The organism is Kitasatospora sp. NPDC056138 (genome assembly GCF_042264695.1).
Classification (GTDB): Bacteria; Actinomycetota; Actinomycetes; order Streptomycetales; family Streptomycetaceae; genus Kitasatospora.
Map to the genome: position 1 here is coordinate 150,020 of NZ_JBHJVK010000004.1, position 16,232 is coordinate 166,251.

The window sequence follows — 16,232 nt, forward strand, 5'->3', positions numbered from 1 at the left end:
TGGCCAGAATGTCCGGCGAATTACTGTGGATGGTGAAGATCGGAATTACGGCGGGCGTCGGCGACCGTGCGCAGATAACCGTAGACGCCCGTGTTCCTGGCCACCCAGGAGGTCAGGCGGGGCGAGACGGCACTGACGACGTCCGCGATCCGCTCCATGACCGGTGAGACGGTGATCTCGACCCGGTTCTTCCTGATGCAGGTGAGCACCGCGAGCGCCACCTGCTGCGGCGTCACCTGACCGAGCATCGGCGGACGGCGGCCGCCCTGCCAGGCCGCGGAGATCCCCACGTCGGCGATCAGGGTCGGGTAGACCGCGGAGACGCCCACGCCCGTGCCGCGCAGCTCCTCGCGCAGCGACCAGGTGAAGCCCACCAGGCCGTGCTTGGCCGAGGAGTTGATCGTGCCGTACGGGTAGGCGGTGCGGCCGGCCACCGAGCCGATGTTGACGATGTGGCCGCGCCCGGCCGCCAGCAGGTGCGGCAGCACCAGCCTGGTCAGCGCCTCGGTGCCGAACAGGTTGACCAGGATGACCTTCCTGATCTCCTCGACCGTGGCGTCCTGGAACCGGGTGATGTGCTCCAGACCGGCGTTGTTGACCAGCAGCGAGGGCGCCCCGAGTTCACGGCGGACCGTGTCGACGATGCGCCGCTGATCGTCTTCGTCGGAGATGTCGGCGGCCACCACGAGTGGTTCACAGCCGTACCGCCCGAGGCGTTTCGCGGTCTCCCGCAGGCCGTCCTCGGATCTGGCCACGATCGCCAGCCGGACACCCTCCATCGCCAGCCGCTCGGCGATGAAAGGACCGACCCCACGCGACGCACCGGTGACAATTCCGACGGCGCCCTTGAGATCTTGCACGTCGTAACCCCCGTTCGACGAATCAATGAATTGTAACCGGGCTGTGTCGATATTCCGGTTGAGATTCAGGTCACAGCCCCAGGTCAACGGCCGGACCCCGGCCGGAAACCGCCCGGTGCGGACCGGCCGACGGACCGGCCGGCACCGTCAGAGCGCCGGACCGCGCCCGGCCGCCGCGGGCACCGCCGCCGGCCGACCGCCCGTCAGCAGGTGGACCGCCACCGCCACCAGGCAGAAGCCGGCCCCGACGTACGGGACCGTGCCGACCCCGATGCCGTCGAGCACGGCGCCGCCGACCACCCCGGACAGGCCGATCCCCAGGTACAGCGCCGACGCGTTGAGCGAGAGCAGCAGGCCGCTCGCGCTCGGCGAGAGCTCGATCAGCCGCCGCTGCACCGGCGGGTTGAACGCCCAGCTGGACACGCCCCACAGGAACAGCGCGACCCCGGCGACCAGGGCACTGCCCGCCAGCGACAGCAGCACCAGGGTCAGCACGTTCCCGACGACCGCCACCGCGAGCGGCGTCCGGTAGCCGTACCGGTCGGCGGCGATGCCACCGGCCACGTTGCCGATCGCGCCGCCGAGACCGTAGCCGAACAGCAGCAGGCTCAGCAGACCGCCCGTGACACCGGCCGAGGAGGAGAGCACCGGGGCGACGTAGGTGTAGACGGTGAACACCCCGAGACTGGCCGCCAGCGTGATCCCGAGGACGGGCAGCACCCGGCGGTCCCCGGCCACCGCGAACCGCTGACGCAGCGTCACCCGCTGCGGCGCGGCGACCGCGGGCACCGCCGCTGCCACCGCCACCGTCGCGACCGCGCAGAGCGCCGCGACCAGCCAGAAGACCCCCCGGTAGCCGAGCGGGCCGACCAGCAGGGTTCCGGCGGGCACGCCGACGATGGTGGCGATCGTCAGGCCGCCGAACACCAGCGCCACCGCCCGCGCCCGGCGCTCGGGACCGCTCAGCTCGGCGGCGACGGCCGTGGCCGCCGGCGTGAACGCCGCGGCGCCCACGGCGGTGACGATCCTCGCGCCCAGCAGGATGCCGAAACTCGGCGCCAGCGCGGCCAGCGCGTTGCCGAGCACCGCCACCAGCAGCGCGGCGACGATCAGCGGACGCCGCCCCCACCGGCTGGTCGCCACCGCCAGCAGCGGCGAACCGACGGCGTACGCCACCGCGAAGGACGTGGTCAGCAGGCCCGCCGTGGACACCGGAACGGACAGCTCACCGCTCAGCTGCGGCAGCACGCCCGTGACGATGTACCCGCTGGTGCCGACCGCGAAGGCGCCCAGCGCGAGTGTCGAGATCCTGCCGAACACAGGACTCCCCCTTGTGTGTCGTGTCCTGGCGGGTGCCGAGCGGCGTCGGCCGTGCGGCACCCGCGGACGGTGCATGACCCGGACGCGCGGCCCGGACGTACGAATCCGGCGTACGGCTCAGGCGTTCGCCGGGATGTCGGTGCCGGCCCCGCGCTTGCGGGTCCGCACCGAGTCCGGCCGGTGCTCCGGCAGCGACCGCTCCTCGGCGCCCTCGACCACGAATCCGGCGTCCGCGATCATCTGCAGGTCGACGTGACCCTCCTGCCCCTCGCTGGTCAGGTAGTCGCCGAGGAAGATCGAGTTGGCCAGGTGCAGCCCGAGCGGCTGCAGGCTGCGCAGGTGGATCTCCCGGCCGCCCGCGATCCGGACCTCGACGTCGGGGAAGACGAACCGCACCATCGCCAGGATCCGCAGACAGCGCTGCGGGGTGAGGGACCACCGGCCCTCCAGCGGCGTACCGCTGAACGGGATCAGGAAGTTGACCGGGACGGAGTCCGTGTCGATCCCGCGCAGTGCGAAGGCGAGCTCGACCAGGTCCTCGTCGGTCTCCCCCATGCCGGCGATGAAACCGGAACACGGCGAGAGACCGGCCGCCTTGGCCTGTTCGACGGTGGAGACCCGGTCGGTGTACTCGTGCGTCGTGCAGATGTCCGCGTACCTACTGCCCGCGGTGTTGAGGTTGTGGCTGTACGCGTCGGCGCCGGCGTCGCGGATCTTCTCGGCCTGCCCCTCGGACAACAGCCCGAAGCACGCGCAGACTTCGACCTCGGGGTAGCTCTCCTTGATGGCCGAGATCGTCCGGCCCACCCGGTCGATGTCACCGTCCGTCGGGCCCCGGCCGCTGCCGACCAGGCAGACCCGCTTGGCGCCGTTGGCCACCCCGCCCGCGGCGGCGGCCACGGCGGCCTCCGGTTTGAGCCAGGTGTACTTCAGGATGTCGGCCGTGGAACCGACCCGCTGCGAACAGTAGGTGCAGTCCTCCGGGCACAGACCGCTCTTGAGATTGACCAGGTAGTTGATCTTCACCCGATTGCCGAAGAAGTGCCGCCGGACCCGGGATGCCGCGGTCACCAGTTCCAGTAGTTCGTCGTCACGACCGGCGAGCACCGCGAGTGCCTCGTCCCTGGTCAGTAGCTCCCGCCGAAGCGCTTTGTCCGCCAACCTGTCGTACAAGTCCATGACGCCGATGATGTCATGTCCGGCGCCAACAGGCGGTCAAGAACTGCCACATTTGACGCCGATGTGACGGATCGTCAACTCATCGGCCCACCAGGCGCACCGGTTGCACGCTACGCCTCGCCGCGGGCACTCTCCAGCCGTCTTCGAGCACCGGTCCGGTGATCCCACTCACACGGTACGACGGGGACGGCGGCCACGGTGGCGGTCCGGCCGACGGCCGTGGTGGAGTGGGTCCCGGCGGCCGCGGTGGAGTGGGTGCTGCGGCCCCGGTGCGCCGTCCGGCTCCGCCCGCCGATCGAGAGCAGGAGATCATGACCGTTGCCAGCGGATTCCTCTCGCACGCCACGACCTCACCCGACCGCACCGCTCTCGTCCTCGGCCGGAGACCGCAACAGCACTGGAGCTACCGGGAGTTGCTCCGTGGCGCCACCTCCGTGGCCACCGCACTGTGCGCCGAGTTCGGCCGGGCACCGGAGCCCGGGGTGCGGATCGCCCTGTTGCTGGAGAGCGGCCGGGAGTTCCTGGAGGTCTTCTACGGTGCGGCGCTCGCCGGGATTCCGGTGATGGTGCTGGACCCGGCCTGGAGCTCCGCCGAACTGTCGTCGATCCTCAGGGACGCACCACCGGCACGACTGTTCCGCACGGCCGGCCCGGAGCCGACCGGATGGCAGCTGCCCCCGGCCACCGTGACCGAGGTGCCCGGGCCGGGCTACCCGGACCGGCTGCACGGCCGACCGCCCCTCCCGCCGGCCGGGTTCCCCGGTGTCCCGGAGAGTGCGCCGTTCTACGTCGCGTTCACCTCGGGGAGCAGCGGAAGGCCCAAGGGGGCGGTCCGCTCGCACCGCTCCTGGCTGCGCACCTTCGAACGGACCACGTCCGAGTTCGGCATCGACGCCACCGACCGCATCCTGCTGCCGGGTTCGCTCACCCGCTCGCACTTCCTGTACGGGGCGGTGCACGGTCTGCACGTCGGCGCCACGGTCCACCTGCCGCCGGAGCCCGATCCCGCCACGGTCTTCGAGCAGCTCGACCGGTACGCCGTCACCCGGCTCTACCTGGTGCCCACGATGTTCGAGTCACTGCTCGGGTACGCCCGGCAGCACCCGGACCGCTCCTTCCCGCAGGTCCGCACACTGCTGTCGGCCGGGGCCAAGTGGCCGCCGATCCGCCGGGCGCAGGCCGGGGCGCTGTTCCCGAACGCCGACGCCGTGGAGTTCTACGGTGCGACCGAACTGAGCCTGGTGTCGGTGCTGCACGGCAACGGTGACGGCCCCCCGGAGTCGGTGGGCAGGCCGGTGGACGGTGTCGAGCTGTCGCTGCGGACGCCGGCGGGCACGGAGGTCGGGGTGAACGAGATCGGCCGGGTCCACGTCCGCAGCGACATGCTGTTCACCGGGTACCTGTCGGCCCGGGACGGCGGCGCCCCGGACCGGGACGGCTGGTTCACCGTCGGCGACATCGGCCGGCTCGACGAGCAGGGCTGCCTGCACCTGGTCGGCCGGGAGGCGGGCCTGCTGACCAGCGGCGGCCGCTACGTGTATCCGGAGGAGGTCGAGGCGGCCCTGCTCCGGCTGGCGGAGATCGCCGAGGTCGCCGTGGTCGGCCTGCCCGACGAGCAGTGGGGCGAGCTGGTGTGCGCGGTGGTCCGGTGGCGCGGCCGCGCGTCGCTGAGCCTGGACCAGGTGCGCGAGGGCGCCGCCGCGCACCTGTCGCCGCAGAAGTGCCCCCAACGGGTGTTCGCGGCGGACGAGTTGCCGTACACCGCCGGCGGGAAGATCGACCGCCGGAAGGTGCGGAGCATCCTGCTGGACGGCCGCCGGGGTGTGTGCGAGGTGCCGTGAAGCGGCACGGCAGCGGCAGGCCGGACCTGATCTCCGTGGCGTTGCGCGGCATCCGCTCCGACAGGCGTCCGACCGCGTCGATCGGGTTGTCCGGTAGGAATGCCTCCGGATCGAATCGCCGTATCGGTTCACCGGCCGCAATCCCGTTTCCGGCTCATGGTGCGGGGCACGGAGAGGTGCGCTCGGGCGAATGCGGCATCAAAGGAGAAGAGGTCGAGTGGGAAACCCCTCAAGAGATCCCGCTCCGTCAGCGGACCTGCTGCACAGCCCGCCACTCCGGTCGACGGCATCGAGCCCGACGTGATCACGCCGAACGGCCGACGGTGACGGAACGCAGCCGAACTGGGCGGGCCCCTTCCCGTGCGTGCCCCACGGGGTGTCGGCGGGCACGGCCGAGCCGTCCGACGTCGATTCGGCGCACGTCGGACGGCTCGGTCGGTCAATTCCTCACGTCACTTCCGGGCGTTGTCGGCCGGGTTGGCGGAGGTGGCACCGAGCTGCTTGGCCTGGGCGATCGCAGCGGCGGACGGCGCGGTCCGGGTGAACACGTCGTGGCCGACCAGGGTGGACTGCCACTCGTTGGCCGCGGTGGTGCCGGAGGTCAGCAGCCACTGGGTGTCGATCCGCTCCTGGGCGCCGCCGAAGTACTGGCCGCTCCAGGTGGTGGCCGAGTGGGCGTCACGGAAGTCGTTGCGCCACGCAACCGACCAGCCCAGGGCGGTGCCGCTGCCATCGGTGGCGGGGGCGCTGTCGAAGCGGCCGGTCAGCGCGTAGGTGTTCTGGGCGTTGCCGACGGCCGAGTTGTAGGTACCGGTCAGCCCGCCGTCCGCAGAGGCGGTCACCACCAGGGTCGAGCCCAGCTCGTTGTACCAGGTGCCGGTGATGCCGGAGGTGCTCCGGTGGTCCGGCCCCGCGCCGGCGCCCTGGGGCTCCGCCGAAGCGCTGGCAGAAATGGTCACGGCGGTCAGCAGGAGGGCAGGAGCGGCGATCAGAATCTTGCGCTTGTGAGACATGCATACTCTCCAGTCGGATGCTGTCGAGTCCCGGAAGGCGCACATGTTCCGTGCGGCGAATCCGCAGGCTCATTACATAAGGTGTTTGACCTCGAAGGTTCCCGGTCTCGACCACCCACCGAGCGCGGTGTTCGATGGCCGGCCGGTCCAGCGGAAAGCACCACGGATCCCGCGACGGCCGAGGGTTGATCACGTCCTCGCCCTGCGTGTCGAATGGGCGCTCCTGGTAAAGAAGAGTACCCCTGTTCTGACTGCGTGTCAGGGGCGTTTCAAGACAGCACCCGGGAATGCGACGGGTCCGCCGCCAACGTACGGTCCGCCGTGGTTCGCGACCCGCGGGGTTCGGCACCGGACGTCGACGGGACGGTCCGTCAACATCGGCGCAGCACAAGGACGGTGCCCCGTGGCGTTCAGGCAGCAGGATCCTGGAGGTGCCGGAACGCCCCGGAGTGCCGGCCGGCGCTCCCGACATCCGTCCCGTGGCTGCCTCGGCAGCCAAGTCGCCCTGGCCGGAGGCAGGTTGGCCGTGGTGCGGCGGGCGCCGACGGCAGCCGCACCGTTCAGCACCACCGCCGGTCCGACGTACCGGTGGCGGCACCTGTGCCCGTGCCCGTGCCGGTGGCGGTACCTGCACCTGCGCCTGCACCACTGGCAGCGAGGGTGCGGACGTGCTCCGGCAGGAGGCAGGCCCGGCGGGCCAGCAGCTCGGCGAAGGCCGTGGTGAGCGGGTCGGGCCTGGTCCGGGTGTAGGCGGTGAGGGTACGGCGCACCGGCGGGTCGGGCGGGAGGACGAGGCCGTCGAACCGGGGCGGGATGATGTTGGCCGGCACGAGGGCCGGGCCCAGCCCCGCTGCGGCCAGCAGCGGTACGGCGGAGGTCTGCTCCGCTCTGATCGCCACCTGCGGCCGGAACCCGGCCTCCAGGCAGACCCGGTCGAGGAGGTCGGCGAGCCCGTTCCCCGGGGCGTAGTGCACCCAGTCCCGGTCGGCCAGCGCGGCGAGCGCGACGCGGTCCGCGGCCCGGCCGCCTTCACCCCCGCCCCCGCCCGCACCGCCGACCCGACCGGCCCTGCCGGCCCCACCAGCCCCACCGGCCCCGCCCGCTGACGGATCGTCCATCGGCAGCACGAGCACGAACTCCTCCACCCCGAGGTCGCGGACCGGCCCCTCCCACCCGTTCGGGGTCGGGCCGACGGCGAGGTCCGCCTGCCCGGCGGCCATCGCGGCCTGGAGCTCCGCCGCGTGCGGGTACTCGCGCAGGCGGATGCGCACGCCCGGGTGCTGCTCGTGCCAGGCGCGCAGGACCGACGGGAGGATGCCGAGGCTGATCGAGTAGACGGTGGCCACCTCCAGCTCCCCGCCGTCCAGCCCCGAGGCGCGGCGGGCCGCCGCATGCAGGCGCTCGGCCTCGGCCAGGGCGGCGCGGGCGTGCGGAATCACCGCGCGCCCCATGGGAGTGAGCCGGATCGAACGCGGCAGGCGCTCCAGCAGCGGACCGCCCACCGAGCGCTCCAGCGCCCGGATCTGGTGCGAGAGCGCGGGCTGGGTGACGTGCAGCAGCTCGGCGGCGCGGGTGAAGGAACCGGTGTCGACCACGGTGGCCAGGTATTCGAGCTGCCTCAGCGTTGCCATGAACGGATTTTATCGCTGGGGTGAGACACAAGCCTTGGACTCATGACGGACCCCGACGAGAGGGTGGTGACGTGGCCGCCACGCACCGGACGGGGCGGCCGGCACCCCTTCCTTCACCTGTCCAGGAGCCCCCATGACCGCCTCCCCCGCCCTCCAGGCTTCTCCCACCGTCCAAGCCCCGCCCGCCCTCGCAGGCCGTCGGCTCGTCGTGGTCGGCGCCGGGTCCCGTACCGGCCGGCTGCTCGCCCGTGCCGCCTCGGCCGCCGGCGCCGAGCTGGTGCTGGCCGGTCCCGACCCGCGCAAGCTGGAATGGACCGCCGGCGAGCTGGCCGGCCCCGCCCAGGTGGTCCCGGTGGACCTCGCCGACGAGGAGTCGATCGCCCGGCTCGCCACCCGGGTCGGCCGCTTCGACCACCTGGTCTCCACCGCCGCGATGCCGGCCAATGGACCGCTGGCCGAGCTCGAACTCGCCGCCGTGCAGCGGGCGTTCGCAGCGAAGGTGACCGGCCCGCTGCTGCTGGCCAAGCACCTGGCCGGACAGGCCGACCCGGCCGGCTCGTTCACCTTCTTCTCCGGTGTGGCCGCCTGGCGGCCCGCGCCCTCGCGGACCGTGATGGCCACCACCAACGGGGCGCTGGCGTTCCTGGTCCAGGCACTCGCCGTGGAGATCGCGCCGGTCCGGGTGAACGCCGTCTCACCGGGCATCGTCGACACCGGCTCCTGGGACGGACTCGGCGCGGACAAGGAGGCGTTCCTGCGCGGTGTGGCCGAGCGCAACCCGGCCCGACGCGTCGGCACCCCCGAGGACCTGATCCAGGCGGTGCTCTACGCCATCGGGAACCCGTACGTCACCGGCACCGTGCTGCACGTCGACGGCGGCGGCCGACTCGTCTGAACCGCCCTCCCCGCCCGACCGCCCGACCGCCCGACCGCCCGACCGGGCACCACCGTGCCCATCTGGAGCAACCACCATGCAACTCCGCACACCGGCCCGCACACTCGCGGCCCGCGCTCTCTCCGCCCGCACACTCGTCGCCTGTGCGGTCGCCGTCTGCCTCGGCGGCGGGACCGTCGCGGTCGCGGCCGACCGGCCGACCGCCTCCGCCGCCGTCTCCTCCAGCACCTCCACCTCCACCACCACCGCCCTCGCCGCCCCCGACGGCCACCGCCAGGACGGTCCGCACTCCTGGCCCTGGCAGCTGGTCGACCGCGCTCCCGGGCTGGTACGGCCCAGGTCGCTCACCGTCGACCGCTCGCTCGGCGAACGCCGGGCGGCGCTGGAGGTCCGGCTCGCCCAACAGCTCTACACGTTCTGGGACACCGGGAAGCAGCAGTACCTCGACGCCGCCGTCGGCCCGGACTTCCGCGACAACACCCTGCCCGCAGGCCGCCCGCAGGGGCCGTCCGGTCCGGTCTTCGCCTCGAAGCACTTCCGCGCCGCCGTCCCCGACCTGACCTGCGAGCTCTCCGACCTCCTGGTGACCGGTGACAAGCTCACGGCCCGTCTGGTGTTCCGGGGCCACTTCACCGGCACGTTCGAGGGCGTGCGGGGCAGCGGCCAGCGGGTGGAGTTCAACGCCATCGACATCCAGCACGTCGGCACCGGCCGCATCACCGAGGACTGGCACATCGAGGACAACCAGACCCTGCTCACCCAGCTCGGCGTTCCCGCAGCCCGCTGACCGGCCCCGGGGATGGCAGGCTGGCCGGGAACACCGGGGCCGGACCGGCAGTTGTCCGCTCCGGCGAACACCTACCTACCGAAGGGACACCCCCGTGAGCCTGTACGACATCCCGCTGAACACCCTGTCCGGCCGGCCCGCCTCACTGGCCGACCACAAGGGCAAGGCCCTACTGCTGGTCAACGTCGCGTCGAAGTGCGGTCTGACGCCGCAGTACGCGGGTCTGGAGCAGCTGCAGCAGCGCTACGCCGAGCGCGGGTTCACCGTGCTCGGGTTCCCGTGCAACCAGTTCCTGGGCCAGGAGCCGGGCAGCGCCGAGGAGATCCAGACCTTCTGCTCGACCACCTACGGCGTGTCCTTCCCGCTCTTCGAGAAGATCGAGGTCAACGGGGACGACCGGCACCCGCTGTACGCCGAGCTCACCAAGGCGGCCGACGCCGAGGGCGAGGCCGGGGACATCACCTGGAACTTCGAGAAGTTCCTGCTCGCTCCCGACGGCACCGTGGTGGGCCGCTTCCGCCCGCGCACCGAGCCCGAGTCGGCCGAGCTGATCGCCGCGATCGAGGCGCACCTGCCGTCCTGACCTCTCGTCCGCACGCCCGTACGCCCCGGCCCGGAGCCAGTCTCCGGGCCGGGGCGCGCCGTTGGGAGTACCTCCGGGCGTGTCCTCGGGCCTGGCCGTCGGGACCGGGTCGCCGCAGGACGGGGATCATGTACTGTTTCCCGTGTCCACGAGTGGACAACAGTTGACGAGTCGAGGAGGTGGGACCAATCACCGCTGTATCAGGTCGGGTGCTCCCCCCTCACGACCGTGCGGTCCCTCCGGCATAGCTGGCGACCGCGGGAGTGCCCACAGGCTTCCCGAAAGGTTCCCGTGCCGGTCTTCTCGTCATCCCTCCTTCGCTCCACCATCGTCACCAGGCTGCGCGCCGCCGGCTGTGTCTTCGCCGAGGACGAGGCGCGGCTGATCATCTCCACCGCCCGCACACCGGCCGAGCTCGCCGGCATGGTGGACCGCCGGGTCACCGGTCTGCCCCTCGAACACGTCCTGGGCTGGGCCGAGTTCTGCGGCCTGCGGGTCCGTGTCGACCCCGGGGTCTTCGTCCCCCGCCGCCGGACCGAGTTCCTGGCCCGGCAGGCCGCCGCGCTGGCCGGGCCGGGTGCCGTGGTGGTCGACCTCTGCTGCGGTTCGGGCGCGGTGGGTGCCGCCCTGCTCTCGTCCCTGGACGGGATCGAGCTGCACGCCTCCGACATCGAGCCCCCCGCCGTGCGGTGCGCCCGTCGCAACATCACCGCGGCCAACGCCCGGGTGTACGAGGGCGACCTCTACGACCCGCTGCCGGACACGCTCCGGGGGCGCGTCGACGTCCTGATCGCCAACGCGCCGTACGTACCCACCGACGAGATCAGGTTCCTGCCGCCGGAGGCGCGTGACCACGAGCCGCTGGTGACGCTCGACGGCGGCGCGGACGGCCTCGACATCCAGCGCCGGGTGGCCGCGGAGGCCGTCCGCTGGCTGGCCCCCGGCGGCCACCTGCTGATCGAGACGAGCGAGCGGCAGGTCCCGCGGACCGCGGCGGCCTGCACCGCCGGCGGCCTCACCGTACGGGTGGCCGGCTGCGACGACCTGGACGCCACCGTCGTCATCGGGACCAGGCCCGCACCGGCCCGCACCGGCGCCGGCCGGGCACCCCGAACGGCCTGCTGAGGCTGCACCCGGACGGCGCCGAGAGCTGGACGCCCTGCAGGCGCATCCGGACGGTACCGGGACGACGGCCCGACTGCTCCGGGAACGGCCGGCTCGGCTGCAGACCCAGCTCGACACCGACGAGGTCCAACTGGAGGCGGGGCGCGAGGAGTTCCAGGCCGATTGCCCGGGCCAACCCGTCCCGTGGGACCGCCCGCCGCCCGCCTCCGCCGGGCCGTGGGACTGCCCGCCGCCCGCCTCCGCCGTCCCGTGGGAGCACCTGCGTCCCGGCGGGGGCGCCCGGCGGCCTCAGACGTCCGCCGGGCGGCGGGGCTCGGCGCGGGCGCTCCAGCGGCCGTCCACCCGGCTGATCCGGATCGGGTGGCCGAAGCAAGCACTGATCAGCTCGGTGGTCATCACCTGGTCCACCGGACCGGACGCCACGCACTCGCCCTCGCGCAGCAGCAGGGCGTGCGTGGTGGTCTCCGGGAGTTCCTCCAGGTGATGGGTGACCAGCACGGTGGCGAGCTCGGGGTGCTGGGAGCGGAGCAGGTCCAGGCTGCCGAGCAGGAGTTCGCGGGCGGTGAGGTCGAGTCCGGTGGCGGGCTCGTCGAGCAGGAGCAGCCCGGGCCTGGGCATCAGGGCGCGGGCGATCAGGACACGGCCGCGTTCGCCCTGCGAGAGCGCGGTCCAGGGCGAGCCGGCGATCCTGGCCAGGCCCATGGTGTCCATCAGCCGCTCGGCGTGGGCGCTCTGCTCGGCGGTGGGCTGCCAGCGGGGTTCGGGCTCGATGCTGTTGGTGAGGCCGGTGAGCACCACCTCGCGAACGCTGCGCGGGGTGCGCAGCGGGTGCCGTGGATTGACGTGCCCGAGGTGGGTGCGCAGCGACCGGATGTCCACCGTTCCCAACCGTCTGCCGAGGACGTGGACTTCGCCGTGGGTGGGGTGGGAGACCGCGCCCAGCAGGCCGAGCAGGGTGCTCTTGCCCGCCCCGTTGGCGCCGAGCAGGGCCCAGTGCTGGCCCGGTTCGACCGTCAGCGAGATCGATCGCAGCAGGTAGCGGCCGTCGCGTACGACGTCCACCTCACGGGTGCGCAGCAGCGGTCCCCCGGGCGGTGGTTCGACGCGCGCCATGCCGGTCCTCCTCGGTACGAACGATCGTGCGCCAGGCTAACAGCGCGGCCGTCCCGGCGGCCGGACCGTCCATCCGGCGGTCACGGGCCCGGCCGTCCCCGAGCGGTCACCGGTCCGGGGCCGGCCCGGCGGCCGGGCCGCTACCACCCGTACCGTCCCGAAGCGGTGACAGGTGTGCAACTACTCCGTACCCGGGGAGGATCACTCAGCCGATCTGGCCGCACACTGTCAGTGGGGATGGGGAGGATCCGATCGGTCCACCGAAAGGGAGGGAACGAGCAATGGCCAGGGAGACAGATGCGCCCGGGGAGGCGCAGGCCGTCCACCAGCTGTTCGAGGAGCACGCCCGGCGGACGCCCGAGGCGGTCGCCGTGATCTGCGGCACCGAGCGGCTCACCTACGCGGAGCTGGATGCCGGGGCGGAGCGACTGGCCCGTCGGCTGGCCGAACTTGGTCTCGGCCCCGGCGGCCTGGCGGCGGTCGCACTCGGTCGCGGCCCCGGGCTGCTGACGGCGCTGCTGGCGGTGCTCAAGTCGGGTGCCGCGTACGTCCCGTTGGAGCCGACGGGCCCCGACCCCACCGTCCGCCACGTACTCTCGGAGGCGGACCCGCTGGTGCTGGTCACCGAGGAGGCGTACCGGGTCAGGCTCACGGACGCGAGCAGCCGCACCGTGCTGTGCGTGGACACCTCCGCCGCCTCGATCGCCGCCCAGCCGGCGACCCCGCTCGGCGTCCGGGTCCAACCGTCCGACCTGGCCTGCGTGTTCTACACCTCGGGCTCCACCGGGACGCCCAAGGGGGCGCTGATCGAGCACCGCAACCTGCTGCACGCGTACCGGGGCTGGCAGTCGGTCTACCGGCTCTCCGCCACCGACCGGTTCCTGCAGACGGCAACGCTGGAGTTCGACGTCTTCACCGCCGACTGGATCCGGGCGCTGGGCAGCGGCGGCACGCTGGTGATGGCCCGGCGGAACTTCACCCTGGACCGCACGGCGGAGATCTCCGAGCTGCACGAGCTGGTGCTGCGCGAGGGGGTGACGGTGATGGAGACCAACGTCCACACGCTCAGGCGCCTGTTCGCCCATCTCCGGCCGCGCGGGCTGGAGTTGGGTGAGGTCCGGCTGCTCTCGGTGGGCGCGGAGAAGTGGTACCTGGACGAGCAGCTGCGCCTCCAGCGCTACCTCGGCCCCGGGGTCCGCCACGTCAACGTGTACGGCGTCGCCGAGGCGGCCGTCGACAGCACGTACTTCGACAGCTCGACGCTGACCGAGGCCCCGGAGCAGGCCGAGCTGATCTCGCTGATCGGACGGCCGTTCCCGGGCACCCGGGTCCACCTGCTGGATCCGGCCGGGCGGCCGGTGCCGCAGGGGCAGCCGGGCGAGATCTGCCTCGCCGGCCCCGGCGTCGGCCGCGGCTACCTCAACCGGCCCGATCTCACCGCGGCCCGCTTCCGCTCCACCGACCTCGACCAGGACGGCCGGGTCTACCGCACCGGCGACATCGGACGGCTGCGTGCCGACGGCCGCCTGGAGTACCTGGGCCGGGACGCCGACGGGCCGGCCGCGGGCGAGGCCGGCACCGTCACCGAGCTCGCCGAGGTCGCCGAGGTCGAGGCGGTCCTGCGCGGCCACCCGGGTGTCCGGGAGAGCGCGGTCGCCCGGATCCGGACGGCGTCGGACCAACCCCGGCTCGTCGCCTACGTGGTGACCGCCGCTCCGGCCCGGGATGCCGCAGCCGGCTCCCCGGCGGACGGCACGGACGCGGACGGCGTGGCCGAGGGCTGGGCCCTACGCGCGTACCTCGCCGAGCGGCTGCCGGACCGGCTGATACCGGACGCGGTGGTGCCGCTGCCCACCCTGCCGCGCACCCGGGCGGGCAAGCTGGACCGCCGCAGCCTGCCGCTGCCGGCCCCGCGCGGCCACGCCGCCGCACCCGGGTCACGACCGGCCCCCGCCGCCCGTCGGGGCTCGGCCAAGGCCGGGGCGCGCCCGCTCGGCAGCGCCAAGGCGGGCTACGGGCCGGTCCGCGCCGCGCGCGGCGAGACCTCGTCCGACCTGGGGACGGCGGGCGCGCTGATCACGCTGTTCGTCGCCTCCCTGGCCTTCGCCGGCACCGATCTCTTCTGGCCGGGCTCGACCGATCTCTCCGCCGTACCGTCGCCCTGGGCCCTGCTCTTCGAACTGCTCTACATCGCCGAGTGGTTGGGGTTCGGCGCGGGCGTGGCCTTCCTCGTCCTCGGCCGACCGGTCCTGGAGCGCCAGCAGCCAGCCCGGCCGCCACTGCTGACCACCTCGACGCTCCTCGCCGTCGCCTGGCTGCTGATCGCCTGGTGGCCGCAGGACAACTGGTACCGCACCAGCCGCGCCACCGACTGGCCGCGTCAGGCCGCCCTGGTCTACGGCTTCAACGTGACCCTGATCATCGCCGCCCTGGTCGTCGTACGGTTCTTCGCCTGGAAGCCGCCGAAGTCCGCCGGTACCTCCACGGGCACCCGCTGAGCGGCCGGAGGCGGGGCGGGACGGTGTCCGGCCGGCCATCGGCCGCGGAGCCGGAGCCGGCGACCGGCCGGGCACGGCCCGATGGCGGGCCCGGCCGGCCCGGCGGGCCTTCTCTCGGAGGAACGGCGGCCCGGTCCGGCCCCGGCGTGACGGAGCACCGGGGCACGCGACGGCTGCCGCACCGAGCGCGCCGGCGGTCACGGCCGCTCCGACGGCACGGGCCGGAGCCCGGGCCAGCGGGTAAGCATCCGCTGGCGGAGGTCCGTGCCGAGCCGGCCCAGGTCACGGAGTTCCGGGCGGTCCGCCGCCATCCGGCCCACCACGCCGAGGCGGTGGGCCAGTCGCTGCCGGGCGGTCACGGTGCCCCACTTCCAGTCCCGTTCCGGAATCCGGGCCAGTTGGTCGGTGGTTCCGCGCTGGGCCCGCTGGACCAGCGCGTCGCCCCGGATCAGCCAGCCGGCGCAGGCGTCGGCGAGACCGTCCCGCAGCCCGGTGCCGGTCGCCGTGCGCCACTCCTCACGGTAGGCGCGCTCCGCCCGGTCCAGCAGCGGATCGGCGGCGGCGGTGACGCACCAGCAGGTCGGGAAGCCGATCCGCAGATAGGCGAGTTCCATCAGCCCGCTGCCCAGCGAGGCCTGCTCGAAGTCGATGAACCTGACCCCGTCGCCGGTGTGCAGGTCGTTGCCGGGGCACGGATCCCCGTGCAGCAGGGCGTGTCCGGGCGCCTCCCCGAGCCGGTGCACGAGATCGTCCAACTCCCCCCGGACACCGGGCGCCACCGGGACCCCCAGCGTCTCGGCCAGCCCGAGGAAGGAGTCGATGTCCCCCCGGTCCGGCCCCTGCCAGCGGGGCAGCGCGCCGGCGTCCTGCGGACCTGCCGTGGCGTGCAGCCGGGCCAGTGCCCCGGCGTAGCCGACGATCCAGTCGCCGGACGGGCGCCGGTGCTCCAGGTGCTCCAGCACCAGGACGCGCTCCTCGGGGTCGGTACCGAGCAGGACGGGCACCACCGGCGTCCGCGTCCGGGCGGCGATCCGCAGCGCGGCCACCTCACGGTCGTACCGCTCCTCGGCGCCGGGCCCCGCCACGAGCTGCTTCACCACCACGGGCCCTCGGGCGAGTTCCGCCCGCCAGACCCGTGAGCGCGGACTGCTGGCCAGCCGACGGGGCCGCCGGAGCGCACCCAGTCCGGCCCGCAGGCCGTCCCCGAACGGAACCTCCGACCACATACCCCGACCTCCCGCCGGACCCGCCGATCTTCCGCAGTGCACGGTAGAGGACGACCCCGCCACCCTGTCCAACGGTTTCCCGGCGGGACCGGGACCGGCCGAAGCTGCCGTCGGCACATGCCCAACGCCCTTGCCGCAGAGGCGGGTTACCCGCGAGGATC

The 16,232-nt window shown here is 73.2% G+C and carries 13 protein-coding genes; 6 read left to right on the forward strand and 7 right to left on the reverse strand.

Annotation, left to right across the window (positions count from 1 at the left end; all coding sequences use genetic code 11):
- Positions 1–20: 20 nt before the first annotated feature.
- From ACFC1R_RS04625 to bioB, 3 genes are all read right to left on the reverse strand, one after another.
- Positions 21–860 (reverse strand): SDR family NAD(P)-dependent oxidoreductase, encoded by an 840-nt coding sequence (locus tag ACFC1R_RS04625; protein ID WP_375932612.1) that lies wholly within the window; start codon positions 858–860, stop codon positions 21–23.
- Positions 861–1,007: 147 nt separating this feature from the next.
- Complete coding sequence (locus ACFC1R_RS04630) at positions 1,008–2,180, reverse strand: MFS transporter (RefSeq protein ID WP_375932615.1); 1,173 nt, start codon at positions 2,178–2,180, stop codon at positions 1,008–1,010.
- Positions 2,181–2,297: 117 nt separating this feature from the next.
- Entirely contained in the window at positions 2,298–3,359 is a 1,062-nt protein-coding gene (gene bioB, locus ACFC1R_RS04635; RefSeq protein WP_375932618.1) for a biotin synthase BioB, read from the reverse strand.
- Between the two features lie 311 nt (positions 3,360–3,670).
- Between bioB and ACFC1R_RS04640 the strand changes: the two genes are divergently transcribed.
- Positions 3,671–5,200 (forward strand): AMP-binding protein, encoded by a 1,530-nt coding sequence (locus ACFC1R_RS04640; RefSeq protein WP_375932621.1) that lies wholly within the window; start codon positions 3,671–3,673, stop codon positions 5,198–5,200.
- Positions 5,201–5,652: 452 nt separating this feature from the next.
- Here the strand turns inward: ACFC1R_RS04640 and ACFC1R_RS04645 are convergent, their stop codons facing one another.
- On the reverse strand, positions 5,653–6,213 hold the full coding sequence (locus ACFC1R_RS04645; protein WP_375932624.1) for an avidin/streptavidin family protein: 561 nt from the start codon (positions 6,211–6,213) through the stop codon (positions 5,653–5,655).
- Positions 6,214–6,773: 560 nt separating this feature from the next.
- Positions 6,774–7,844 (reverse strand): LysR family transcriptional regulator, encoded by a 1,071-nt coding sequence (locus ACFC1R_RS04650; RefSeq protein ID WP_375932627.1) that lies wholly within the window; start codon positions 7,842–7,844, stop codon positions 6,774–6,776.
- 133 nt (positions 7,845–7,977) lie between these two features.
- Between ACFC1R_RS04650 and ACFC1R_RS04655 the strand changes: the two genes are divergently transcribed.
- The 4 genes from ACFC1R_RS04655 (at position 7,978) to ACFC1R_RS04670 (ending at position 11,234) form a co-directional block, all read left to right on the forward strand.
- Entirely contained in the window at positions 7,978–8,739 is a 762-nt protein-coding gene (locus ACFC1R_RS04655; RefSeq protein ID WP_375932631.1) for an SDR family oxidoreductase, read from the forward strand.
- Positions 8,740–8,815: 76 nt separating this feature from the next.
- The gene (locus tag ACFC1R_RS04660; protein WP_375932634.1) at positions 8,816–9,526 is read left to right on the forward strand and encodes an ester cyclase; all 711 of its coding nucleotides are present in this window, start codon (positions 8,816–8,818) and stop codon (positions 9,524–9,526) included.
- Positions 9,527–9,620: 94 nt separating this feature from the next.
- Positions 9,621–10,109: a glutathione peroxidase gene (locus tag ACFC1R_RS04665; protein WP_375932637.1), complete on the forward strand. Its 489-nt coding sequence runs from the start codon at positions 9,621–9,623 to the stop codon at positions 10,107–10,109.
- Positions 10,110–10,400: 291 nt separating this feature from the next.
- Positions 10,401–11,234: a putative protein N(5)-glutamine methyltransferase gene (locus tag ACFC1R_RS04670; RefSeq protein ID WP_375932640.1), complete on the forward strand. Its 834-nt coding sequence runs from the start codon at positions 10,401–10,403 to the stop codon at positions 11,232–11,234.
- A 288-nt stretch (positions 11,235–11,522) separates the two neighbouring features.
- Here ACFC1R_RS04670 and ACFC1R_RS04675 read toward each other — a convergent pair whose 3' ends face one another.
- Positions 11,523–12,347 (reverse strand): ABC transporter ATP-binding protein, encoded by an 825-nt coding sequence (locus tag ACFC1R_RS04675; protein ID WP_375932643.1) that lies wholly within the window; start codon positions 12,345–12,347, stop codon positions 11,523–11,525.
- Positions 12,348–12,628: 281 nt separating this feature from the next.
- Here ACFC1R_RS04675 and ACFC1R_RS04680 point away from each other — a divergent pair, with 281 nt between their 5' ends.
- Positions 12,629–14,845: an amino acid adenylation domain-containing protein gene (locus tag ACFC1R_RS04680; protein ID WP_375932646.1), complete on the forward strand. Its 2,217-nt coding sequence runs from the start codon at positions 12,629–12,631 to the stop codon at positions 14,843–14,845.
- Positions 14,846–15,042: 197 nt separating this feature from the next.
- Here ACFC1R_RS04680 and ACFC1R_RS04685 read toward each other — a convergent pair whose 3' ends face one another.
- On the reverse strand, positions 15,043–16,071 hold the full coding sequence (locus tag ACFC1R_RS04685; protein WP_375932649.1) for an aminoglycoside phosphotransferase family protein: 1,029 nt from the start codon (positions 16,069–16,071) through the stop codon (positions 15,043–15,045).
- Positions 16,072–16,232: the final 161 nt, after the last annotated feature.